Source organism: Streptomyces paromomycinus (assembly GCF_003865155.1).
Taxonomy (GTDB): domain Bacteria; phylum Actinomycetota; class Actinomycetes; order Streptomycetales; family Streptomycetaceae; genus Streptomyces; species Streptomyces chrestomyceticus.
In genome coordinates, this window is record NZ_BHZD01000001.1 from 322,104 (window position 1) to 343,701 (window position 21,598).

At 72.2% G+C, this 21,598-nt stretch carries 15 protein-coding genes; 5 read left to right on the plus strand and 10 right to left on the minus strand.

Annotated elements, in window-relative coordinates; all coding sequences use genetic code 11:
• Positions 1-142 precede the first annotated feature (142 nt).
• Complete coding sequence (locus OEIGOIKO_RS01195) at positions 143-883, plus strand: GNAT family N-acetyltransferase (RefSeq protein WP_125058371.1); 741 nt, start codon at positions 143-145, stop codon at positions 881-883.
• Between the two features lie 31 nt (positions 884-914).
• Here the strand turns inward: OEIGOIKO_RS01195 and OEIGOIKO_RS01200 are convergent, their stop codons facing one another.
• Both OEIGOIKO_RS01200 and OEIGOIKO_RS01205 read right to left on the minus strand, forming a co-directional pair.
• Positions 915-5,378: a tetratricopeptide repeat protein gene (locus OEIGOIKO_RS01200; RefSeq protein WP_170251470.1), complete on the minus strand. Its 4,464-nt coding sequence runs from the start codon at positions 5,376-5,378 to the stop codon at positions 915-917.
• A gap of 10 nt (positions 5,379-5,388) precedes the next feature.
• Complete coding sequence (locus OEIGOIKO_RS01205) at positions 5,389-5,721, minus strand: CU044_2847 family protein (protein WP_125050973.1); 333 nt, start codon at positions 5,719-5,721, stop codon at positions 5,389-5,391.
• A 187-nt stretch (positions 5,722-5,908) separates the two neighbouring features.
• On the opposite strand from OEIGOIKO_RS01205, the gene OEIGOIKO_RS01210 reads away from it, so the two are divergent.
• Positions 5,909-7,033, plus strand: a complete 1,125-nt coding sequence (locus OEIGOIKO_RS01210) for a hypothetical protein (protein ID WP_125050975.1) — start codon at positions 5,909-5,911, stop codon at positions 7,031-7,033.
• Between the two features lie 20 nt (positions 7,034-7,053).
• Positions 7,054-7,995, plus strand: a complete 942-nt coding sequence (locus OEIGOIKO_RS01215; RefSeq protein WP_125050977.1) for a hypothetical protein — start codon at positions 7,054-7,056, stop codon at positions 7,993-7,995.
• 27 nt (positions 7,996-8,022) lie between these two features.
• Here the strand turns inward: OEIGOIKO_RS01215 and OEIGOIKO_RS01220 are convergent, their stop codons facing one another.
• The 7 genes from OEIGOIKO_RS01220 to OEIGOIKO_RS01250 all read right to left on the minus strand — a co-directional run bounded on the left by OEIGOIKO_RS01220 (position 8,023) and on the right by OEIGOIKO_RS01250 (position 18,613).
• Positions 8,023-9,978 carry an Hsp70 family protein gene (locus tag OEIGOIKO_RS01220; RefSeq protein ID WP_125050979.1) on the minus strand — a complete coding sequence of 652 codons (1,956 nt, stop codon included), beginning with the start codon at positions 9,976-9,978 and terminating at the stop codon, positions 8,023-8,025.
• Positions 9,971-10,918 (minus strand): hypothetical protein, encoded by a 948-nt coding sequence (locus OEIGOIKO_RS01225; RefSeq protein WP_125050981.1) that lies wholly within the window; start codon positions 10,916-10,918, stop codon positions 9,971-9,973. The genes OEIGOIKO_RS01220 and OEIGOIKO_RS01225 overlap by 8 nt, the downstream gene beginning before the upstream one ends.
• Complete coding sequence (locus tag OEIGOIKO_RS01230; RefSeq protein WP_125050983.1) at positions 10,915-12,546, minus strand: WD40 repeat domain-containing protein; 1,632 nt, start codon at positions 12,544-12,546, stop codon at positions 10,915-10,917. The genes OEIGOIKO_RS01225 and OEIGOIKO_RS01230 overlap by 4 nt, the downstream gene beginning before the upstream one ends.
• On the minus strand, positions 12,533-15,085 hold the full coding sequence (locus OEIGOIKO_RS01235; protein ID WP_125050985.1) for an AAA family ATPase: 2,553 nt from the start codon (positions 15,083-15,085) through the stop codon (positions 12,533-12,535). Before OEIGOIKO_RS01235 ends, OEIGOIKO_RS01230 begins: the two co-directional genes overlap by 14 nt.
• Complete coding sequence (locus OEIGOIKO_RS01240) at positions 15,082-16,521, minus strand: coiled-coil domain-containing protein (protein ID WP_125050987.1); 1,440 nt, start codon at positions 16,519-16,521, stop codon at positions 15,082-15,084. Before OEIGOIKO_RS01240 ends, OEIGOIKO_RS01235 begins: the two co-directional genes overlap by 4 nt.
• A complete protein-coding gene (locus OEIGOIKO_RS01245) occupies positions 16,518-17,150 on the minus strand; it encodes a 4Fe-4S single cluster domain-containing protein (RefSeq protein ID WP_125050989.1) in 633 nt (210 codons plus the stop codon). The genes OEIGOIKO_RS01240 and OEIGOIKO_RS01245 overlap by 4 nt, the downstream gene beginning before the upstream one ends.
• Positions 17,151-17,461: 311 nt before the next feature.
• A complete protein-coding gene (locus OEIGOIKO_RS01250; RefSeq protein WP_170251472.1) occupies positions 17,462-18,613 on the minus strand; it encodes a serine hydrolase domain-containing protein in 1,152 nt (383 codons plus the stop codon).
• A gap of 303 nt (positions 18,614-18,916) precedes the next feature.
• Here OEIGOIKO_RS01250 and OEIGOIKO_RS01255 point away from each other — a divergent pair, with 303 nt between their 5' ends.
• Together OEIGOIKO_RS01255 and OEIGOIKO_RS01260 are read left to right on the plus strand one after the other, a co-directional pair.
• Positions 18,917-19,342, plus strand: coding sequence for a hypothetical protein (locus tag OEIGOIKO_RS01255; protein WP_125050992.1), 426 nt, complete (start codon positions 18,917-18,919; stop codon positions 19,340-19,342).
• 232 nt (positions 19,343-19,574) lie between these two features.
• Positions 19,575-20,606: an aldo/keto reductase gene (locus OEIGOIKO_RS01260; protein ID WP_125058372.1), complete on the plus strand. Its 1,032-nt coding sequence runs from the start codon at positions 19,575-19,577 to the stop codon at positions 20,604-20,606.
• On the opposite strand, the gene OEIGOIKO_RS01265 is transcribed toward OEIGOIKO_RS01260, so the two are convergent.
• Positions 20,603-21,394, minus strand: coding sequence for an AraC family transcriptional regulator (locus OEIGOIKO_RS01265; RefSeq protein WP_125050994.1), 792 nt, complete (start codon positions 21,392-21,394; stop codon positions 20,603-20,605). The two genes, OEIGOIKO_RS01260 and OEIGOIKO_RS01265, sit on opposite strands and share 4 nt — an antisense overlap.
• Positions 21,395-21,598: the final 204 nt, after the last annotated feature.

Here is a 21,598-nt window from a genome sequence, read left to right on the forward strand (position 1 = left end):
CCCTGACCGCCAGGCACCCACCGGACCCGTCCGCCGGCTGCTCAGGTGCCTGCACGAACTCGACGCAACAGGAGGTACGGTGACCGAGAATCTCGCGGAGTCCGTCGAATCGGCGCGCCAGCTCACCGTGGTCTGGCGCTCCATGGTGCTCGACCGCGACCCGCATGCGGACGTACGCGATCTCCCGGGTATCGCCGTCCGTTGGGCGGACTGCCGCTTCGCATTCTGGAACTGCGTCACCTTGACCGACGTGGGCGTCGGCGCTGAGGCTCTCGGACAGCGCCTGGGCCAGGCAGCGGACATCATGCGTGCGAAGAAGCACCCGGGCTTCCTGTGGCTCTTCGAAGACCTTCTCGACGGCGAGGCCCGCTCCGCGGTGGACACGGCGGCGGAACAGGCGGGTCTGCAGTACGCCTTCCCCGGTACGGGCATGGCCGGGGACCTGCTTCCCATCCCGGAACCGGCCCACTCCGAGCTGACGTTCACGCGCGTGCGCACCGAGGAGCAGGTGCGGGCTTACGCGGACATCAACTCCCGCGCTTACGGTTTCCCGTTGGAAGACGGTCACGACGGCCTCGCCGGATCCGCGCTCTGGAAGAACGACGTGTACGCCTACCTGGGCATGCGAGGTGACGTACCGGTGGCGTGCGCCGCCACGGTCGAAGCGGAGGGCCGCCTGTTCGTCGTACTCGTCGCCACCGACCCGCAGTGGCAGCGCAGGGGTTACGGCGAGGCGGTCACCCGCAAGGCGCTGTACGAGGGTGCCCGGGCCACCGGTCTGACCCGCGCCGTTCTGCACGCGACCGCCGCCGGGGCCCCGGTGTATCCGCGTATCGGTTTCCAGCCGAACTCGCCGATCCGCTTCTACAGCCTGAAGGACTGAGTCGACAGGGCGGCGCATGAGAGCGAGGTGGTCACGCAGCGGGTCCGTCGTCGCTCGTGAGCGAAGCCAGCAGTGCCTGTGCCTCCTCGGTGCGCTCGCCGGTGGCGAGCGCCCGCTCGAACCAGTAGTGGGCCTCGTCCGGCAGCCCCTCCCCCTCGGCGATCCGGCCGAAGACGAGGAGGAGGCCGGCCGGCAGGCTCTCCGCGTGGAGCGACGGCCGGGGCTGGTCGTCACCGTCACCTGGGAGTGTCCGGCCTGGGGGCGGAGCGGGCTGCCTGCCGGCCGGATCCGCCGGGGCAACGGGCGGAGGCGCGTCGGTGGGCTCCGGGCCTGAGATGCCTGGCGGGCCGGTGTCCAGAGACGGGGCAGGTGTGGTCCCGGCCTCGTCGAGTGCCTGGCGGGCGCGGCTCCGGGCCTCGGGGTCGTCCGACGCCGCCGCCTGGGTGAGCCAGTCGTGCGCCTGGTCGGTGTGTCCGTCGAGCATGGCCAGCTGCCCGAGGACGACCAGGCCCTGGGGCCGGTGGACGCAGTCGTCCGAGCGGGCCAGCGGGAGGAGGGTGTCGCGGGCCTCCGCGAGGCGCCCCAGCCTGGCCAGGGCGCTGCCGAGGTAGCGGCGGGTGAGCGGCTCGATCGCGGGCTCACCGGTGGCCAGCGCCTCCGTCAGGGCCGTCCTGGCCCCGTCGAGGTCGCCTTCCGCGAGCTGGGCCACGCCGAGCAGTGCGAGGATCTTCGGGACGGTGTCCGGCACCTCCATACCGAGTGCCGTGTTCAGGTACTCCTGGGCAGCCGTGGTGTCGCCCACCCCGATCAGGAACTCGCCGTAACTCAGCAGTGCCACCGCAGCCGCGCCCGGATGTTCAAAATCCGTCTCGTCGAGCCGTTCCAGTGCCTCTTCCACGTGTCCTTGCTGGAGCAGGATCGCACCCAGGTGGGCGCGGGCGAGCGGGATCACCGAGACGGCGACCTCGCTGGTGGAGTCCAGCAGGGCTTCGAAGTGCGCGGTCGCCTCCTCCAAGCGGCCTTCCTCCACCGCCAGCTTGCCCAGCTGCACCCGGCAGAGGTCCGCGGCCGTGTCGGAGTCGGACGTCACGAGCCGCTCCAGCAGCGGACGTCCCTCCGCCGCACGCCCTCGCTGCTGCACCAGCAGGATGCCCAGGAATGCCTCGGCGACCTCCGCCAGTGCCGAGCCGGACGTGGACTCCTCCCTGAACAGAGCCTCGGAGCGGGCCAGTTCGCCCCGGTCCGCCAGCATCATCGCCAGGTCCAGCCTGGCGACGGCGGACCAGTGCGGGTGCGCGGCGTCGATGGCGAGCCGGTAAGCGGCCTCGGCGTCCTCCCAGTCGCCTCGGGCGGCCAGTACGTCCCCGAGCAGGTCCGCGGCGCGCGGTGCCAGGTCGGGTTCCCGGGACGCCGCGACCTCGGCGAGCAGGTCCCGGCCCCGCCGGTCACCGAGCCGGTTGAACATCACGGCCAGGTCGAATGCGGCCATGCGGGACCAGAACGGGTGTGCGCCGTCGATCGCCGTACGGTATGCGGCCTCCGCCTGCGGCCAGTTCTCCTGCGCCGCTTCCAGGTCTCCCAGCAGATCGGCGGCGCGCGGCGACTGTTCCGGGTGACCGGCCCCCGCCATCTCGCTCAGCGCGGTGCGGGCCCGCTCGTACTGCCCTGCCTGGCACCAGTACAGACCTTGGTCCGTACGGGCGAGCAGCGGCCAGTCGGAGTCGGCGGAGTCGACCACCGGCTGCAGTTCCTCCGCGGCGGCCGCGTAGTCCTCGCGTGCCGCGTGCACCGTGCTGAGCAGGCACCGTGCCCGCAGCACCTGTTCCGGGTTGGTGAAGTCCACGGCACGCCGCAGGATCTCGGTCGCCTCGTCGTACTTCTCCGTCAGACAGCACAGCCAGGCAAGGGTCACCTGTGCGTGTTCGGAGGCGAAGACGTGCCGCGAGACCGCCGCGGCGTCCAGGAGTTCCCGGGCCTCTGCCAGCTCGCCCCGCTGAATGTGCAGGCCCCCAAGGTTCGCCTGGGCCAGCGGCACCACCATCGGGCTTCCGGACCGCAGGGCCGAGTGGAGCAGTTCGTCGGCCTGTTCCAGTTCGCCCTCGCCGACCAGGGCCGCACTCAGGTTGAGCTGGGCCAGCGGCACCGCCGACGAGATGGCGGACTGCCGTACCGCCCGTGGCAGGTTCAGCGGGCCCGCGGTGCCGAAGCGGGACGGCGGTTCCGCGGAGGCGGGCCCGGAGGGCTCCCGTTTGACCGTGGTGGCCGCTCCGGTCATCTCGCCGCGCTGCACGATCCAACCGCCGAAGCCGATCTGGACCAGGGGCACGACCTGTGAGTCCCCGGACCGCAGGGCCGTTTCGAGGAGTTCCCGGGCCCGGTCGGTCTCGCCCTGCCCGAGCAGCAGCCCGCCGAGACTTGCCTGCGCCAGCGGCACCGCGAGCGGGTCACCGGAGGCGATCACCGTCTCCAGCACCGCGCGCGAGGCGTCCAGGTCGCCGGACTGCTGCAGTACGGCGGCCAGGTCGACCTGGGCGAAGGACACGACGTCCGGGGAATCGCAGTCGGTCGCTCGCTCCAGCAGGCTTTTCGCTCGGGCCAAGTCGCTGCGGTACATCGCCAGTTCGCCGAGCATCAGGGCCGCCCAGGCGACGACGTCGCGGTCCGTGGCCTCGGCGAGGGCGCGCTCCAGTGCGCTCTTGGCCGCCTCGCCCTCTTCCCGGGTGAACGCGGCGAAGGCGACACCGAGCAGTTGGTCGGCGGGGGTGCCGCGGACCGCCCAGTCCCAGGCGAAGCGAGGGACGCGCTCGGTGTCCGGGTCGTCGCGGCTGTCGAGGTACCCGGGCAGGTAGGCGAACGCCTCGTAACGGCGGCCGTCGGCCTCGCCGCCCGGCCCCGGTGCGCCGGTCCGGCTGTACTCGGTCAGCAGCGCGATGCTGCCCGCCACGGGTTCGGTCGCCCAGGCGATCCCGGAGCGCAGGGCGGCGTCGGTGGCGGCGCGGTGGCTCGGCCCGGCCTCCAGGTAGTGCGTGAAGAGACCTGCCAGCGCCGCACCGGTGAGTTCCCCCTCGCAGCCCATACGGTGCCAGTCCGCCGCGGCCAGGACCACCGCCCACCCCTCGGGGCAGCCGGCGCGGCCGCCGTTGAAGCGCGCTTCCACCAGGGGCGCGGCGACCATCAGCTCGCCGATCCCGCGGTCGGCGAAGTCTTCGTCCGGGTACAGGCGACGGGCGTCCGCGAGGTCCTCCTGACGGAGCAGCCGCGGCAGCCGGACCGGCTGCGGCTCCCTGTCCAGCACCCCCCGGGCCGCGCGGTTCACCTCTCCCTGGGGGAAGAGGATGCGGTCCCGCCACTCGGAGGTGATGGTGGCGACCACAAGGACCGGGGGCACCATGGCCCCGTAGGCGTCGAGCACCTTGGTGTCCATGCCGCCGGGCCGGAGGTATGCGTCGATGTCGTCGAGCCACAGCACCGCGCGGTCGCCCCCGGTGGGCAGCGGCAGAGCGGCGATACCGCCCGGGGCCGAGGGGGCGGGGCCGGGCACGACGAGACGGGTGCCGTGCGGCAGTACGCGGCGCAGGCTCTCCACGAGGGTGCGGGACTTCCCGGCTTTGGCGTCCCCCGCCAGCAGGACGAACGGCCTGGTGCGCAGCGCCTCGGCGAGTGCGCGGTCCTCCTGGAGCCGGGGGACGTAGGGCGGGTCCGAGTGCTCCTGGAGGTTCTTGGACGGGGTGACGCCCAGGTCGTAGATGCGGACGTCGTGCAGTCTGGGCAGTTCGCCCGCGGCGTCCAGGGGGAGGGCGAGCAGTTCTTCGAGTGCGGCCCGCTGCGCCTCGCTGACCGGGTCGCGGATGAGGTCACGCAGTGGCGACCAGTACCTGACCAGGGTGTCGACCGGGATCGCGTACGCCGTCCGCGTGTCGTGGCCCTGCGACGGCCTGTCCCGGGTGGTGACGATGCCGATCACGCCGCCCAGGGTGCGGTCCCACACCGGGGAGCCGGAGAAGCCGGGGGCGAGGGCGTGCCCGAGGGCGGACTCCGACTCCAGGCCGATCCACTCGCGTTCCGCGGCGCCGCGGACGGTTCCGTAGGCCGGGACGCCACCGGTTTCGTGGTTCTGGGGATAGCCGTACACATGGAAGCCGTGGTCGTCGGCCGTGCTGCCCTGGGGGCTGATCAGGGGTGCGGGGGCGGCCGACGGCGGCAACGGACCCTGCAGTTCGAGTACGGCCAGGTCGCCCCGGCGCTCCTTGACGTCCTGCGGGTGCCAGCCCCCGGCCACCACCGCCGCCGGTATCGGATCATGCGGCTCGGCCCACTGGAACCGCACGGACAGGGGGGCGTCGGGCGGCTCGGCCCGGTCTGCGGCCGCGGCGGCGACATGGGCGCAGGTCAGTACGTGTCGGTCGTCGACCAGTACGCCGGCGCCGCTGGGCGGCCGGTCTTCGGCACGGGCGATGCTCACCAGCCAGGGGGCCTGTTCCCACTGGAAGGACACCGCGGGCTGCCTAGCCGGCCGGCGCGGCGGGCTCGTCCCGGCGCCAGCCCAGCCGTACGGTGAAGTGCCCCTCGGCGGAGGTCTTGGCAACGACCACCCCGGCCTCGGCGTTCAGTTTGATGCCGAACCCGACTTCGTACTCGTCGGGCGCCAGCCGGCGGAGCCAGTCCAGTACCGCGTCGATCGTGGGCCGGGCTCCGGTGAGCATCTCGTCGAGGGTCCGGGCCGCTTCCAGGATGCCGTTCTCGCCGCGCGCCACGTTCTCCAGGCCGGGCGAGGCGTCATCGATCTCGACGAGCAGATCCTCGCCGCCCGCTGTCCTGAACCGCACCAGATCACTCATGTGCCGCCCCCCTTTGACCAGTCCGGCCCGACCGCAGCGCGCTTCGAGTCTAGTCCCGCTCTCCGGGGCCGATTCCGCGTCGACGTCATTTTTCCGGCGGACGGACGGGCGTCCGGCTGGAGGGTTACTCTGGGGCGTGCGGAGTGCGCACGGGTGTGGTGGACGCGGGCGGGTGGTGGCCGTGTTCGTGGGTATCGATGTCACGGCGGGTGTCGCCGTGACCGGCGCGGCGGACGGCGTCCGGCCGCCGGAGCCCTTCGTCTCCGGGCCCGGGGCATATCTGCGGGGTCTCACGGAGCCGGTGGACGGCTTGGTGCTCGCCGTGCCGGAGGAGTGGTTCGACGCGTCCGGAGCGGCCCGCCGGGAGGCACTGTACGGCGAACTCGCCGAGGACCTGGGGATGCCGTTGCGCCAGTTCGTACCGAGAGCGGTGGCGGCCGCTGCCTCGCTGGAGCAGTCCTCGGGCGGACACCTGGTGTGCCGGCTGGAGGCGGACGAGGTCGTGGCCGCCGTGTGCGGTGCGCGCGGGCAGTTCGTGACCCTGTGCGGTGTCGAGTGGCGGACGGTGAGCGCCGGTCCGCCCGTCAGGTCGCCGCAGGAGCCGGAGAATCCGCAGGACGCCAGGCGTGCCGCGCTGTTGCTGTCCCGGGCGCGGGTACAGGCCCGGTACCGGGCGGCGCCGCTGTGGCTGCCGCAGGAGATGACGGCCGGAGCCGTACTGGACGCCTTCGCACCCGTCGAACAGGCTCTGCGGTCGGCGCTCTTCCCGGTCCTGGCCGGGCCGACGGCCCCGGAGGACGTGTCGCGGATCCTTCTCGACGGCGGCCTTCGCCGGCATCCGCTCGCCGGGTCCGCCGTCCAGGAGGCCGCGACCGGCGCGCCGGTCCGTGTTCTGGAGGAGCACGCGGCCGCGCTGGGAGCGCTGCGCGTCGCACGCGGCTCCGTCAAGGTTCCCGAGACCGCCCGCCACCGGCTGAGTCTGCGCGTCCACCGCGTCCATCAGGGCCTGCTCACCGAGGCCGACCTCCCACTGGCCTTTCCTGGCGGGCCTGTCGCCCTGTCCGTACGGGACGACGCTGACGACGCGACCGTGGACGTGCCCGACGGCCAGCGCCCCGAGGTCCGGATCCGGCTGGGCGACGCGGAGATCCGTGTGCCCTGTCCCGCTCTGCGCCCGGGGCGGTACCGCCTGGGCCTGCACTCGGCGGGGAGCGGGCCCGGTGTGCTGGCCCTGCGTCCGAGGGACGGCGGGGAGACGGTACTACTGCCGCTGAACGGCCCGGTCGGAGCGAGGACGGGGGACACGGAATGAATGACGGGACGAGGGCGCGCGTGACCGAGGCGGCGGCCCGCGGCACGGACCAGGACGCGTTGCACGCTCTGCGCTGGTCGTTGGAGTGGGCGGCGCAGGCCGTCGCCCGGCTGGCCGGTGAGGCACCGGAGGACGTGGCCACCGAGGCGGTGTTCCTGCTGGACGATGCGATCGGCTCGGCGTCCGGGCTCACCGGGGCGGTGCCGTCGTTGCTGCGGGCGGCTCGCCCCGGCCCGGACGTGGTGTCCTACCTTCGGGAAGGACAGCAGGAGCTCACCGACCTGGGCGCGAAAGTACGCGAGTTACGTCACCAGCTCGACGAGTTGGCCGGGACCCGGAGCGACCTCGACGCACGCCTGGCGGATATGGCGGGCCTCCGGGCCCAGGTCGCCGAGGTCCGCCGCCTGGAACGGCTGGTGGAGGCCCTGGAGGACGTACAGGAGCAGCGCGATGTGCTCGACACGCGTCTGACGCTGCTGCGCGAACGCGCCGACGGCACCGAGGAAGCCGTTCGCCTGGGCAGCGGCGAGCTGCTGCGGCTTTCCGAGGAGCGGCTGACGCGACTGGCCACGCCGGTGCGCCAGGCGCTGGAGCGAGCCGCCGAGGCGCAACGCGACCTCACCGAGGCCGAGGGTCAGCTGGCCGGTGCGGAGGAGGCCGCGACCGAGGCCGCGCAGCGGACGGACCAGGTGCGCGCCGAGCGCGAACGGCTGGCGCAGCTCACCACCTGGGCCCGGATCAACCACCGCATCGTGGTATCGCTGGCCGAGTACGCCGAGCCGGGAAACGGCGATGACGCGCTGGCGCAGATCACAGACGCCCTCGGCACCGTCGAGAGCAGGCTCGGCGAACTGGACGCAGCCCTCGCAGGCGCCCTGGACGCCCACGACCAGGAGGTCTCCGCAGGCCGGTCCCTGGTCGCCTGGAGCGACGAAGGACCGGCCACCCACCCGGCGCGGTGACCCGCGGGTCCTCGCCGCGCGGCCGGATCAGGAAATGAACAGCTCCGCGTCGCGCGCGAGGGCTTCCAGGTCCGCGGCGATGCCCTTACTGATCTCGCTGACCAGCTTCTGGCCGCCGTCCTCGATGAACTGTGCGCTGAACGCGGCAGCGAGCTGCGCCTCCTGCGCCTCGGCTCCCTGCCGCAGCTTCGACACCAGGCGGTTCTCTCCACCGAACTTGCGCAGCGCCAACGGGATGTTCGCCTGCCGGGCCTTCGCCATGGCGGCCTCCCGCCCCTCGTTCATCCCGATGAACAGCACGACGGCGGCGATGATGACGGCGAACGGCCCGGTCGTCGCGATGATCGCGGTGCCGGCGCCGAACAGGGTCATGGCGACGACGCCGGCCACCACCACGTTCACCACCTTGGCGACGTTGTCGAGCACCTCGGTCGCCGCCGCCGAGTCGAACGGAATAGCCAGCTGCCCGCTGTTGACCTGCACAGCGGGGAGTTCCATCGCCGAGGGCGGAATGTGCCACCGGTGGCAGATGGGGCGGGTCAGCTCCTCTATCTCCGGACGCAGTTCGTTCTGCCATGCGGCGATCGCCGCGGCCAGCCGCTCATTGCCCGGTTCGGCCAGCTCGGCGTGCAGCGCCCGGGATATTCCCTCCGCCATGCCGTCGAGCGTGGCGATGTCGCCGTTACGCCAGCGGCGGAACGCGGGGATCACATGACGCTCGGTGATGCCTTCGGCGACCGCCGCCCCCAGCCGTGCGCCCAGCGCCGACAGCCTGTCCTGCACCAGCGAACCGACCCGGTCCCCTTTGATCAGTTTGCGGACGTCGGCCCGGAAACCGGCGGCGTGCAGTCCCATCCGGCCCGCCAGCGCCAGGCCGCGGGCGATGGCGAGTTCGGGCTCCAGACCGAGCAGCACCCGGTCCGCGCCGAACACCTCCCGCGCCTCTTCCTGCACGAAGTGCATGCGGGAGGCTCCGCCGGTGAGCACCACCAGGTCCGGTTCCCGCCCGAGCCGGCCGGCCGCCTCGTGGAGCGCGTCCCTGAATGCCTGGCGCCACGGACGGTTGCCGAGGGCGGGCTGCGGCGTGTCCAGGACCGCTTCCATCTCGGCAGCCGTCAGCGCGACATCGAAGTAGGCGTCCCCGGCCCGGGTGACCACTTTCCGTGTCGTACCGACCGCGGCCTCGGGATCGTCCACGAACCGGCTCGGATCGGTACGGAAGAAGGTCTCCTTCGCCTCGCGGCACAGCAGCTCCAGCCGCAGCCGTTCGAATCGCGAGTCGTGGAGCGTCTCTTGGAGCGCGTCGGCCATCGGGTGCCGGCTGAGCTGGCGTTCCAGGATGGTGCGGTCGATCAGCCCGGCGCCCAGCTGCACTCCGGCGTCGATGGGCGCGCCGGTCTGATAGCCGAGGACGCCGGTGAAGTCCGTGGTCAGCGAGCCGAAGTCGGCAATGAGCACGCAGCCGCCCAACTGGTCGCGGTCGAGCTGCACCTCGCCCGAGTCCCGGGCGTACAGCATCGCGGCCCGCGACTCCCGCACCACCTCCACGTCCGCCAGCCCGGCCTGGCCGAGCAGCTCCCCGTAGGCGCGGAGCAGATCGTCGTCCCAGCCCGACGGCGCGCCGAACACCCAGCGGACCGGGCGGGAACCGCCCAGGTCGTGGTCCCGCCCCCGCGCGTCGCGGCCCACCTTGTCCACGAAGAGACGGATGGGGGTACGCACCTCGTCGCGTTCTATCTCGGGCGACTTGAACGCCAGGTACAACGAGGTCACACCGCGCGCTTCGGTGGCCTCGCGGCCCACCAGCACCCCGCGGCCGGGGTGCTCGGCGACCGCGGTCACATGCTGGCGGCCCGCGCCGGTCGACCCGATGTCCAGGACGACCGGCGGCGCGGTCTTGTCGGTGTACGTCTTGGCGAGTGCGGACTCGCCGTGCCCGAGGTCGAATCCGACGATCACTGTGCTGCCGGACGTCTTAGCCATCGTGGTGCTCCTTGCCCCCGTTGTTCTTCCTGTCCTGGTCGGCCGCGGGCGCCTGCTCGTCGGTGCTCTCCGCATGCGGAGCCGACGGGGCTTGTGCGGACTGCGCTTCTCCCGGGCCGGGCTGCGGTACGTCGTCCCCAGCCACAGCCTGCGCCGGGGGCCCCGGCGGTGCCGCGACGGGCGTGGTCGCCTCACCCCGGCGCAGCACCCGGCCGTCCTTCAGCACCAGCGCCGGCTGCACCGTGCGAAAGTCACCCCCAGCCGGACCGTCCGGCTGCCGGCCCAGGGTGAACATCCATTCGTTCGTGCCGTCGAAGTCGATCACGTCGATGTCGTGCCGCAGCGGCAGTTCCCGGCGCAGCCCGGCGATCCGGCGCAACGCCAGCTCGCCGTCGTTCTCGCTGTGCGCCGCCATCAGGTCGCGGAGCAGGTTGACGAGTTCGCCGTCCTCGTGCCAGGCGACCGGCACCTTTTCCGGCGGAGGCGGCTCCGCTTCGGTGAGCAGGCGGTCGGCCGACTCCAGCGCGGCGTGCAGCTGTTCGAGCAGCGACGCGGTGTGAACCACCGGACGCCGCACGCGCAGCAGTTCCTCCTCGTGTTCCCGCTCCCGGTGCCGGTCTTCCTCGTCGCTGCCGAATCCGTTCAGGAGCAGGTGGAGCGGCGACCGGCGCGGCGGCGAGGGGCGGGGCTGCGGCAGCGCCGGTGCCCGTACGGCGGCCAAGGTGCCGACGATTGCCGCCCGGACCAGTTCCACCGCGGCGGCGGTCTGCCGCCGTTCGCTCGCGCCCAGCTCGGGATGCGTCTCCGCGTCGCGCGCCAGCCGTGTCAGCGCGGCGCGGATCGCGTGCGTCGCCTGTTCGGTGGCGGGCTGGTCGTCGAGGGTCAGCTCCAGCTGGGTGCGTGCCGACTGGAACGCCGCGCCGAGATATCCCTCGCTCATGGTACCCCCTTGTCGCTGTCGGTTCGGTGCGTGCCCGCGAGGGGCCAGGTGCGGACCAGGCCGTCGGCGCCCGCGCTGAGCAGCCGGCCGTCCGGGGTGAAGGCCAGACCGCGTACGCGGTCCGGGTGGGTCCCCACCGTCCGGGCCGTGCCGTCCCGCTCCCGGACCCGGACGGTGCCCGTGTCGTCCGCCGTGGCCAGTACTCCTCCGGGGCCGAAGGCGACCTGGCGCACCGGGCCGGTGTGCCCGTCCATCTCGGCCTCCGCGGTCCGCGCGGCCCCCAGGGTGCAGATCCGTGCCACGCCGTCGGCGCAGCCGAGTGCCACCAGCCGGTCCGTGCGGTCCAGCGCCAGGCAGGCGACCTCGTGTGCCGCGGTGAGGCGGCCGGTGCGCGCACCGCTCCTGCCGTCCCACAGGCTCGCCCCGTCGGCGCCCGCGACGATCACGACGCGTCCGTCACCGGTGACCTCCAGCGCGGTGGCGGAGGCCCAGCCGACCCGGGCGAGCACGGCGCCGACGGCTCCGGCCGCGCCCAGCACGGTCCGCTGTACGCAGGCGTCGTCGCCGAGGCTGAACACCACGCCGCCCCGCCGCCGTAGCGCGTTGACCCAGCCGTCGTGCCAGGCGAGCACCCGGGCCCTGCCGGAGGCGGCGAACGACCAGAGCCGCACCGCTCCGTCCTGGCCGCCCGACACGACGGACAGGCCGTCCTCGGTGAGGTCGGCGCAGGTGACCCTTCGGTCGTGCAGCTTCCGGGAGGCGAGTGGCGAGCACTGCCACAGCTTCCAGACGGTGACGGAGCCGTCCTGGCCACCGCCCACGAGGAGTACGTCGTCCGAGTCGGGCGCGCCGCGGCAGACAGCGGCGGTGAATCCGCCCGCATGCCGGAGCGGGCCGGGCTCCGGGCGTTCCGGTGGCAGATACAGCGTCCGGGCCTGCGGGAACCGCCGGATGAGCCTGGCCAGCAGGCGCTCCGGCACCGTCCAACCGCGCAGTCGGCTGGCCAGCACGTCCACCGTCGCGGGGAGGGTCGCGGGCTCCCGTGCCTCGGATGCCCTGGTGGTACGGTCACCGACGCCGCCCGCCAGGCAGAACAGCGTCTCGTCCGCACTGTCAGGCAACCCCGGCAGCAGCTCGGCCCAGGGCCATTCGGTGGCCTCCGCCTGCTCGGCGCCGTCCCGGACCGCGACGGCCCGCAACCCCCGTGGGCCGATCTCGATGACGACGCCGTCGGGCAGCAGCTCGGGGAGGTCCGTCACCGTCAGCTCGTCGGCCGCCTCGGCCAGCTCGGCCAGCTCGGCCAGCATCTGGTCGCGCTCGGTGGACCGTGGCGGACCACCGCGCAGCAGTGCTTCCAGCCGGGTCAGGCGCTCGGGCTCGCCGCGACCGGGATAGCCCGCCGCCCGCGCCGCGGCCGTAAGGTCCAGACGGCGGCGTGCGCCGGCGAGCCGATCGTCGAAGGCATGCCGGATCTCCGGGGTGAGGGGGCCGAGTACTGCGGGACCTTCGAGGGTCCAGCGGCAGTTCGCACACTCCGGTCCGCCTTCGGCAGTCGTGAGACACACCGGGCAGCAGGACTCGGACTCCTCGGCCGCGTGCCTGGCGGCGGCCTTCTCACCAGTCACCATCGGGCACGTCCTCCGGAACGAACTCCAGTGGCCGCCCGGCCGGTGTGTCCGCGTCGATGCGGCGCGCCATGCGGGCCTCCATCCGTTCCAGCAGCACCCGTACGGTCCTGGCGTTGGCGAAGTGCTCCGGGTGGGCGCGGCGCTGCCTGTCCAGCCACCTCCGTACCTTCGGCACGGTGGCGTCCGGCAGCACGTAGGGCGGCTCGCGGTCGTGGGCCATCCGGCGCAGGATCTCCACGAGTTCGGTGCCCGAGTAGTCCGGGAAGGACACGCGTTCGGCGAAGCGGAAGCGCAGGCCCGGGTTGGTCTCCAGGAATGTCTCCATCGGAGCGGGGTAGCCGGCGGCCACGACGACCAGCCGGCCGCGCAGGTCCTCCATCTCGCGGGTCAGTGTGTCCAAGGCCTCCTTGCCGTAGTCCGTTCCGGCCTCGCTGCCGCGCGACAGGCTGTACGCCTCGTCGATGAACAGCACCCCGTCCACCGCCGATCGCACCGCTTCCTTGGTCTTCAGCGCGGTCTGGCCGACGTAGCCCGCGACGAGTTCGGGCCGGGTCACCTCGACCACGTGTCCGCGCAGCAGCAGGCCGAGGGAACGGAGCAGCTTGCCGAGCAGGCGGGCCACGGTGGTCTTGCCGGTGCCGGGCGGGCCCACGAACAGCAGATGGGGCGGCGGGAACGGCTCGCCGCCGTGCGACCGGCGCAGCCGCAGCCGGTACACGAGGTCGCGGATCATCTCCTTGACCGGTACGAGCCCCACCAACGCGTCCAGTTCGGCGAGGAGTTCGTCGACCGGCGGTACCGGTCCCCTGATGTGCGCCCGGTAGCGTTCCGGAAGGTCTTCGGCTTCCAGTGGTTCGCTCACCACCGCGCGTACGCGCTGCGCCCAGGCGTCCTTGAGTGCGTCGGCGAGGTCGCGCATGGCGCGCGCGTTGCCGAACTGCCGGTCACGGGTGGCGTGCAGGCCCCGTGTCACCTCGCCCAGCAGCTCTTCTAGGGCCGGTGTCCAGCTCAGCCCGAGTGCGCGCAGCCGGCCGAGCAGGATGGCGTGCAGTTCTGCCGGTTCGTAGTCGGGGAAATGAATGACGTTGGCGGCGGGTATGCGGCTGCGCAAGCCGAAGTTGGCGGACAGGAATTCCTCCACCTTGTCCGGGTAGCCGGCCGCGATCAGCACGAATCTGCCGCGGTCGTTCTCCATGCGGGTGAGCAGCGTGTCGATGGCCTCGGAGCCGAAACCACCGCGCCCCGGCTCGGTCAGCCGGTAGATCTCGTCGATCAGCAGCACCCCGTCGAGGGCCCGGTCCACGGTCCGGTGGGTACGGATCGCCGTGCCGCCGACCACGCCCGCCACCAGGTCGGGGACCTCCGCCTCCACCAGGTGGCCGCGGCGCAGCAGACCGAGGTCCCGGTAGATCTCGCCCACCAGCCGGGCGACCGTGGTCTTTCCGGTGCCGGGGTTGCCCGTGAACACCAGGTGGGGAGAGCCCGTCTCGGCCTCGCGGCCGAGGCCCCGGGCGCACAGCGCGGCGTCCGCGGCCGCCCGCCAGCGCAGCCGCTGCAGATGCTCCTTGACGGAGCCGAGGCCCACCATGGCCTCGATGCGGTCGGTGACGCTCCGGTCGTCCTGGGGGCTGCCGCCCGCCCACTGGCGCCGCCGCAGTTCGGCGACGTCGAGAGACCGCTTCTCCCGGGCCAGCAGACGCAGCCGGGCCCGCCAGTTCCTGGCCCGCTCGGGAGCGGCGGCCATCGTCCGGGCGACCAGCGGCAGCTCGTTCCACTCCTCGACCCGCAGCCCTGCACGCAGGCGCACGTCGTGGACCAGGCGCTCCAGCTCTTCCGCTGACGGCAGGCCGATCGCGGCGGTGGCGCCGCCGCCGGAGCGGCCGCGCTGGTCGGCCAGGTAGGTCTCCAGGCGCGGGACGCGGCGCAGCTCGCGGACGAACTCCTCCACGTCGTCGAGCGTGTCGCGGCGGAACAGCAGGACACACAGATTGCGGTCCTCGGCGTGCTCCACCCACTCCGCCAGCGCGCCGGCGAGCGTACGGCCGGCCTGCTCGTAGCGCAGCGACTCCTCGGCGTGCGTGAAGACGACCGCCGTACGGTGCTCGGCCTGTCTCATGAGGTGGTCCAGGAGCATGACCCGGTGCTGATCGGTGAGTGTCGGCGCAGGGGCCTCGCCCAGCAGGGTGCCGGCCGCCGCAGAGTCGGTCGCCGCGCCGCCCGCCAGGATGCGCCGGCCCAGCGGACCGGAGAACTCCGCTCGCATCAGGTTGCTGCCGCCCCGGTTCGCGGCCGGGCGGCGGCGTCGGGTGAGGTCGCGGGAGCGCCGGTCGCGGAAGTACACGGGGCGCGACAGGGACGAGTACACGATGCGCGTGAATCCGGCGTCGTGCAGGACGTCCCACAGCAGTTCCTCGATGCCGCGCACACCGTGGTCCCGGCAGACGAAGATGTCGTCGACTCCCTGGCCGTGCACGACCAGCAGGGCATCACCGGCCGGCAGCCGGAACCCGTCCAGCCGCTCGACGAGGGGGCTGCTCATCCCGGTTCGGTTTCCGTGGAGGCCTGCGGCAGGACCCGCTGCTCAGTGCGCGACAGGGGTGGCGGCTCACTGTCCGGCAGAGCACGCGGCTCACTCAGAGTGGCGAAATCGGCGTACGCGGGATCCGGCGTCCCGGCCTCCTCCTGGGGTGCCGCGGCCGGGAAGCCCTGCCCCCGTAGCGCGCGCATCAGCCCGGCTCCCCGTTCCTCCAGTTCGGTACGGGCAGCCGTGTCGTGGTCGTAGGACAGCACCCGCAGGACGGACGCGCCCGAGTCGGGGCCGGCGGGGGCGACCTCCACGACGATCGCGTTGCGGTTGCCGTGCACGAGCCGGGCGAAGAACGCGTCCCGCTGGTCCCCGCCCAGGTAGGTGGTCGCGTCGAGTTCGTACGCCGTCATGCCCTCCAGGGTCCGTACGACCGCCTCGGCGAGGTTGACCCGCTGCTGGGAGGCGAGCTGGCGGCCGCCCGCCCGCTGGACGAGCCGGGCGAGACGCTCCTGGAGCGCGGGTGACCGGTGTTCGAGGAGTTCCCGCAGTTCGTCGGCGGACAGTGGCCGCTCGTCGTCCTCGATGCGATGCCGGAGCTCCTCGGTCTCCTTGCGCAGGGTGGCGAATTCGCCGTGTGTCCAGTAGTCGACGTCGAGGTCGTACCCGTCGAGCACCTCGCCGTGTTCGTCGCGCGCGTTCTGCCGGGCACTGTCCTCGATCAGCAGGTGGACCAGGAGCAGCTCGCCGCGCGCCTGGGCGCGCAGCACCTCCCGCTCCCGCTCACGGTGCTCCAACTCCAGGCGCAGTTCGCCGAGTTCCTGGTACGCGGCCTGCGCGGTGGCCAGCGCAGCGTCGAACCGGCCCTGGGCGATGTTCTCCCCGGCCCGGTCGAGTGTGGCCTCCAGGCTCTGCAGCCGCCCGGGCGCGTACCGTTCGTGCGGCAGCGTGCCGAGGACCAGGCCGTGCATGGCGCGCGCGTCGGAGAGGGCGGCGCGGGCGACGACCGCGGCGTGCTCCCGGTCCTGCACCAGTTCGCCCAGCTCCGTATCGATGCGCCGGATGTCCGCGCGCCGCTGATCCCGTTCGGCCGCGATCTCACTCCGTAACCTGCGTTGCTGGTCGGCGAGTTGCCGGCGCATGTCGCCACGCAGCTCTTCCGCGGTGGCCCGCAGGTCCTCCGCCATCCGTCGCGCCTGCGCCCGCAGCCGCTGCTGGGTCTCCGTCTCCAGCCGGCGGGTCTGCTCGCTCAGCCCTTCGACCACCTGTTCCACCGAGCGCTGGCGGTCCTCCATGACGCCGAAGACGCGCTCCAGATCGTCCTGTGTCTGCCGGCGTATCTCCCGGATCAACGCCGGGACGTTACGGAGCACGTCCTTCTGCCGTGAAGCCTCCCGCTGGATGCGGAACCATTCGGACTCGTCCACCAGAATGCGTTTGCCGCCGCTCATGGCTTCCCCCCGATGTGTGACGTCCGTACCTGGTCGACCGCAGTGTCGAACGCGGGGAGCAGGAGAGGCGGCGGCACCCCGATCAGCAGGGCCGCGCGCCCGTCGATGACGATCTCCGCACTGCGGTCGCGGCCCGCGAAGTCGTACCCGCACCCCGCGAGGCGGCCGGTCAGGTGGTGGACGCGCTGATTGCTGCTGCCGCGCAGTCCCCGGCCGTCGTCCAGCGCGGCGACGTACCGGCCGTCGATGAGGACGTCGACCATGCCCAGCAGGTCCCGCACGCCGGGCCCGGGCGGCCGGGCCCGCAGGCCCTCCAAGCGGTGACCGGTGAAACAGACGACGCTGACCTCCCGCACCCCGCGGGCCACGCGCGCCAGTTCGGCGAGCCCCGCGGCCTGCTGCATCGGCTCACCGCCGGAGAAGGTCAGCCCGTCGACGGCGGGGTCCGCGAGGAGTTCGGCAGCCAGCTCGGCCGGCCGAACCGCACGGGCGGGCACGTCCGGTATCCAGTCCGGAGACATACAGCCCCGGCAGCGGAACGGGCACCCCTGCACCCACACCACCGAACGCCACCCCGGCCCCAGCGCGCCGGTACCCACCCATGTCGCCGCAACGTTGAGTCCCGCCATAGCGTCCCCCGACCCGTGCCCGGACCGACGATTCCCCCTGCGGCGGCCCGCGCCCCTCAGAATCCTCCGCCCCCGGGAGGCGGTCAAGGGACGCGCACCCCGGTCCGAGGCGGTCCGACACCACCAGTGAATCCCCTGGTGACCTCGTCATTCTCTCCAGATCCGGAGGAGACCCACGCCGCTTTACGAATGGTTCGAAAAGGCGGACGAAAATGTTCGCACGCCGCCCGGGTGGGACCGCTTCCCTACCGAAAGAGCCCGCCCGGGCGGCGCAACGTGCCTCCGCCGCCGCTTCGGCAACCGTCGCGTCCTCAGCCGCAGACCGCGTCGTCCAGCACCTTGTCGATGGGGTTGCCGATGCTCGGGTCGGCGGGCCAGTCGGCGAGATTCGCGGACAGTACGACTCGGCGTGACCGGTCAGGTGTCGTGAAAGCAAGCGTCGCGTAGCCCGGTATGCCGCCGGTGTGCCCGACGGCCAGGCGCCCGCAGCTCAACCGCTCCTGCTTGAGGCCGAGCCCGTAGCGGCTGCCGGGACCGCCCGCGGACACCGTACGGTTCATCTCCGTCCATTCCGCCGGGCGCAGGAGCTTTCCGCTGGTGAGCGAGGTGAGGAAGGTGTCCAGGTCCCTCGTGGTCGAGACGATCTCCCCGGCGGGGCCCGCCATCGAAGGATTCAGCTCCGTGACATCCACCTGCCGTACGCGGCCCGGCCGGTCGCCCGTCCCGCGGAGCGTGAGGTAGCCGTGCGCATGCGGTCCCGGGACGGACGAGGTGTCCCCCGGTACGGAGGTGCCCCGAAGCCGTAACGGAGTGATGATCCGCCGCTTCACCTCCTCGGCATACGAACAGCCCGTCACCCGCTCGATGATGAGACCGGCGACGAGGTAGTTGGTGTTGGAATACCCGTAATCCGTGCCGGGCGGGAATACGGCGGGCCGGGCCGCGGCCTCGCGCACGGACGTGGCCGTGTCGTAATGGCGAAAACGCGTGCGGACGAGCTCCGCGCCCTGTGGCAGATCGCGCGCGACGTCATGGAGCCCGCTGGTGTGCTGAAGGAGCATCCGCACCGTGATGTCCCCCGCCGCGGGGACCAGTTCCTTGGAAACGTAGCGTTCCAGCGGAGCGTCCAGCGAAACTTTCCCTTCCCCGACCAATTGCAGCAGGACGACGGCTGTGAACATCTTGGTGGCGCTCCCGGCGCGGAACAGCCCCTCCCGCGGCACCGGGGCACCCCCGTCCGTTCGGGCTGTGCCCGCCCGGGCCGTCCAGGTGCCGTTCGCGTCCGTCACCTGGACCTGGGCGCCGACAGCGCCGCTCCGGGTGAGGTCGTCGAGGTGCCGGAGAATCCGTTCGCGCCCGCTGCTGCCGGTTGCGGATGCACCGTCCACGGGCGCGGCGTGGGCCGGTAGCGCTGTCACGCCGATCGCGGTGGCGAGAAGGGAGGCGAGCAAGGGCCGCGTCATACGCATGTGTCCTCGGGAGAGTTGAGAGGCAGTAGGTGCGCGCCATTCCACAGCACACGGCTTCCCGGGGGCACTGGGGCAGCCCACCGACATCACATCCGGAAATCCTGCCCCGTCGGCGGGGGTTGTCCCCCCCTTCCTCTCCCCCACCGCAGAGGCCCGGCTAAGTGGGGTTTACGTAACGCGCTACGTAGATCACATCTGGACGGCCCAAAACCTCCGTACCCGGACGTAGCGTCGACGGCAGCAGGCAAAAGGGCTTGCAGCCCGGGCACAAGAGATACGCATGAGCGAAGGAAGTCCATGACCAGGACGAAGAAAACCGGGATGAAGGCGCGGAGCGGCCGGGTGGCCGTGATCGGTGCGCTGGGTCTGGCCTCGGTGGGTCTGGCCGCCGGGCCGGCGTTCGCCAAGGGTGATGTGGAGATCACGGCGCCGCCCGCGGCGCAGGTCGGCAAGACCTTCACGGTCACGGCACACGGCAACGACGATGCCTCCAGCTACCTGCAGGTGTGCCTGGAGAACCGCGGCGGCGGGCAGGCATGGCACCGGCTGGCCTGCGGCGCCGTGGTCGAAAGGGGAGACGACGCGCAGGTCACCGCACACGTCAAGGCCACGCACAGCGGCGCCCGGCAGTACCGCGCGGTGGTGTACGGCCTGCTCAGCCCGGCCGACCGCCACCCCGTACGCCAGCGGACTTCCGGCCCCACCACGGTGAACGTCCGCTAAGGCCGGCAGCCGGGTCGCGGACAGCTTGCAGGGTCACGGTCACGACCACCACGTCCACGGCCGGGCCTCGGGGGCGCCATGGCTGCCCCCGGGGCCCGCGCCGGCGCACCTGCCTTCACCCGCCGCCCCGTCAGCCGCAGGAAATTGCGTTGCCCCTGCCGGTCCGGACGTCTTGGGTGGCCCCATCGGCCGACGGAAGGGCAGGGCGGGAACCATGGGACAGCCGCAGCAGATGGAGCAGCGATTCCTGGGCGGGACGGGGTTGCGCGTCAGCGAACTGTGTCTGGGCACGATGACGTTCGGCAGCAGTGCGGACGAGGTGGTGTCGCACCGCATGCTGGACGCGTTCGTGGCGGCGGGCGGTACCTTCATCGACACGGCGGACATCTACGGGCAGGGCGCGTCCGAGGAGGTCCTGGGCCGTTGGCTCAAGGCCCGCGGCAACCGCGACGATCTCGTCATCGCCACCAAGGTGTTCGGGTCGATGGGCGACGGCGGCGGGAACGCGTCCGGCCTGAGCCGCAAACACATCCTGACGGCTGTCGAGGGCAGCCTGCGCCGTCTCGGTACGGACTACATCGACCTGTACCAGACACACATGTGGGACGTGGAGACGCCGGTCGAGGAGACCCTGTCGACGCTGGACAGGCTCGTACGGGACGGCAAGGTGCGCTATCTGGGCGCGAGCAGCGTGACGCCGTCGCAGTTGCAGAAGGCGCTGGACGTGGCACGGTTCCACGGCTGGGAGCCGTTCGTGTGTCTGCAGCCGCTCTACAACCTCCTGTCGCGCGAACTGGAGTGGGAACTGCTGCCGTTGAGCGAGGCGGAGGGCGTCGGAGTCATCCCGTTCAGCCCGCTGCAGGGAGGCTGGCTCTCGGGCAAGTACCGGCGCGGCATGACGGCCGCCCCGGCGGGCTCACGGGAGGCGGCCGCCCAGGAGCAGCAGGGCCGGGAGAGCTGGCGGGACCGGGACACCGACGAGACCTGGCGGATCGTGGACGCGGTGCTCGCGGTCGCCGGCGAGACGGGGCGCACCCCGGCCCAGGTGGCACTGCGCTGGCTGCTGCGGCGCCCGGGCGTGACGGCACCGATCATCGGGGCGCGCACCCTGGAACAGCTGACGGACAACCTGGGCGCTCACGGCTGGGAGCTGACGCCGGAGCAGGACGCGCGCCTGTCTGCGGCGAGCGAACGTCCGCTGCCGTACCCGTACGACGTACTGGCCCGTCCCCGGGAGCGCTCGCGTCCCTCCCGCCGGTTCTAGTGCGACGGGGGCTCCGGGGCACGCTGCCGGCCGGCGGTCCCGCGGGCCGCTGCCCGGTAGCCCCCGGGTGTCTGGCCGACCGTGCGGGTGAACGTGTCGATGAATGCGCTGGTGGTCGCCCACCCGCAGCTCCGGCCGGACTCGGTGACCGATAGCCCTTCAGCGAGCAGGATCATGGCGTGGAAGACGCGGGTGACGGTCCGCCACTGCGGGTACGTCATGCCGAACTCGTTCCGGAACAACCGCGACAAGGTGCGTTCACTCACGCCGGAACGCCGGGCCAGCCATCTCACGGTGCGCGGCCGCGCCAGGTTCTCCGCGACCAGCGAGCAGGCGCGGGCCAGTCTGGGGTCCTGCGGAGTGGGGAGGTTGAGCGGCTGTACGTGCGAGCGTCTGAGCCTGTCGTGCACGACTGCCAGCAGCCGCCCAGCTTCGGGCGGGGCCAGGCCGGGTTCACTGCCCGCGATGAGGAGTTCGCGCAGCAGCGGGTCGACGGAGACGACCATGGGCGTTGACGCGGGCAGCGGTGCGTCGTCCGGAGGGAATCCGTAGGTGTGCACCCGGCTGATGCCGTACACGCGATGCTCGTGCCAGGTGTCTGCCGGAGTCCACATCGCCCGGGCACTGGAGGCGACCCAGGAAGCCGCCTCGGTCCGCACCGCCAGGACGCCGGTGCTGACGTACATCAACTGGTGGAACGGGTGGCGGTGGCGGCCGATCGTCTCTCCGGCGACGTGGTCGTTCCGTGTGATGGCCTGCCGCGTTCCTGAGGGGCTGTTCTCCGACATCTTTCGAGAGAGTACCGGGAGGAAATCGGTTCGCCGTCCCCGGTGATCAGTGCAGCTCTGCACTGTCGTTCCTGAGGAGGGTCTGGGGGGAGGGCAGGGGCTCCGGTCATCGGTGTGGCCGTTCTACGAAAGTCAACGGCGGAATTACGGAAGCCCGCCAACGTCCGGACGCGCCAGGCTGTGGGACATGCCCACGGAGACACC

Excerpts from the sequence above, each read along its gene's own strand:
- OEIGOIKO_RS01195 (WP_125058371.1), top strand. The coding sequence starts at position 143 with ATGGTGCTCGACCGCGACCCGCATGCGGACGTACGCGATCTCCCGGGT.
- OEIGOIKO_RS01205 (WP_125050973.1), bottom strand. The coding sequence starts at position 5,721 with ATGAGTGATCTGGTGCGGTTCAGGACAGCGGGCGGCGAGGATCTGCTC.
- OEIGOIKO_RS01220 (WP_125050979.1), bottom strand. The coding sequence starts at position 9,978 with ATGGCTAAGACGTCCGGCAGCACAGTGATCGTCGGATTCGACCTCGGG.
- OEIGOIKO_RS01225 (WP_125050981.1), bottom strand. The coding sequence starts at position 10,918 with ATGAGCGAGGGATATCTCGGCGCGGCGTTCCAGTCGGCACGCACCCAG.
- OEIGOIKO_RS01230 (WP_125050983.1), bottom strand. The coding sequence starts at position 12,546 with ATGGTGACTGGTGAGAAGGCCGCCGCCAGGCACGCGGCCGAGGAGTCC.
- OEIGOIKO_RS01235 (WP_125050985.1), bottom strand. The coding sequence starts at position 15,085 with ATGAGCAGCCCCCTCGTCGAGCGGCTGGACGGGTTCCGGCTGCCGGCC.
- OEIGOIKO_RS01240 (WP_125050987.1), bottom strand. The coding sequence starts at position 16,521 with ATGAGCGGCGGCAAACGCATTCTGGTGGACGAGTCCGAATGGTTCCGC.
- OEIGOIKO_RS01245 (WP_125050989.1), bottom strand. The coding sequence starts at position 17,150 with ATGGCGGGACTCAACGTTGCGGCGACATGGGTGGGTACCGGCGCGCTG.
- OEIGOIKO_RS01250 (WP_170251472.1), bottom strand. The coding sequence starts at position 18,613 with ATGACGCGGCCCTTGCTCGCCTCCCTTCTCGCCACCGCGATCGGCGTG.
- OEIGOIKO_RS01255 (WP_125050992.1), top strand. The coding sequence starts at position 18,917 with ATGACCAGGACGAAGAAAACCGGGATGAAGGCGCGGAGCGGCCGGGTG.
- OEIGOIKO_RS01260 (WP_125058372.1), top strand. The coding sequence starts at position 19,575 with ATGGAGCAGCGATTCCTGGGCGGGACGGGGTTGCGCGTCAGCGAACTG.
- OEIGOIKO_RS01265 (WP_125050994.1), bottom strand. The coding sequence starts at position 21,394 with ATGTCGGAGAACAGCCCCTCAGGAACGCGGCAGGCCATCACACGGAAC.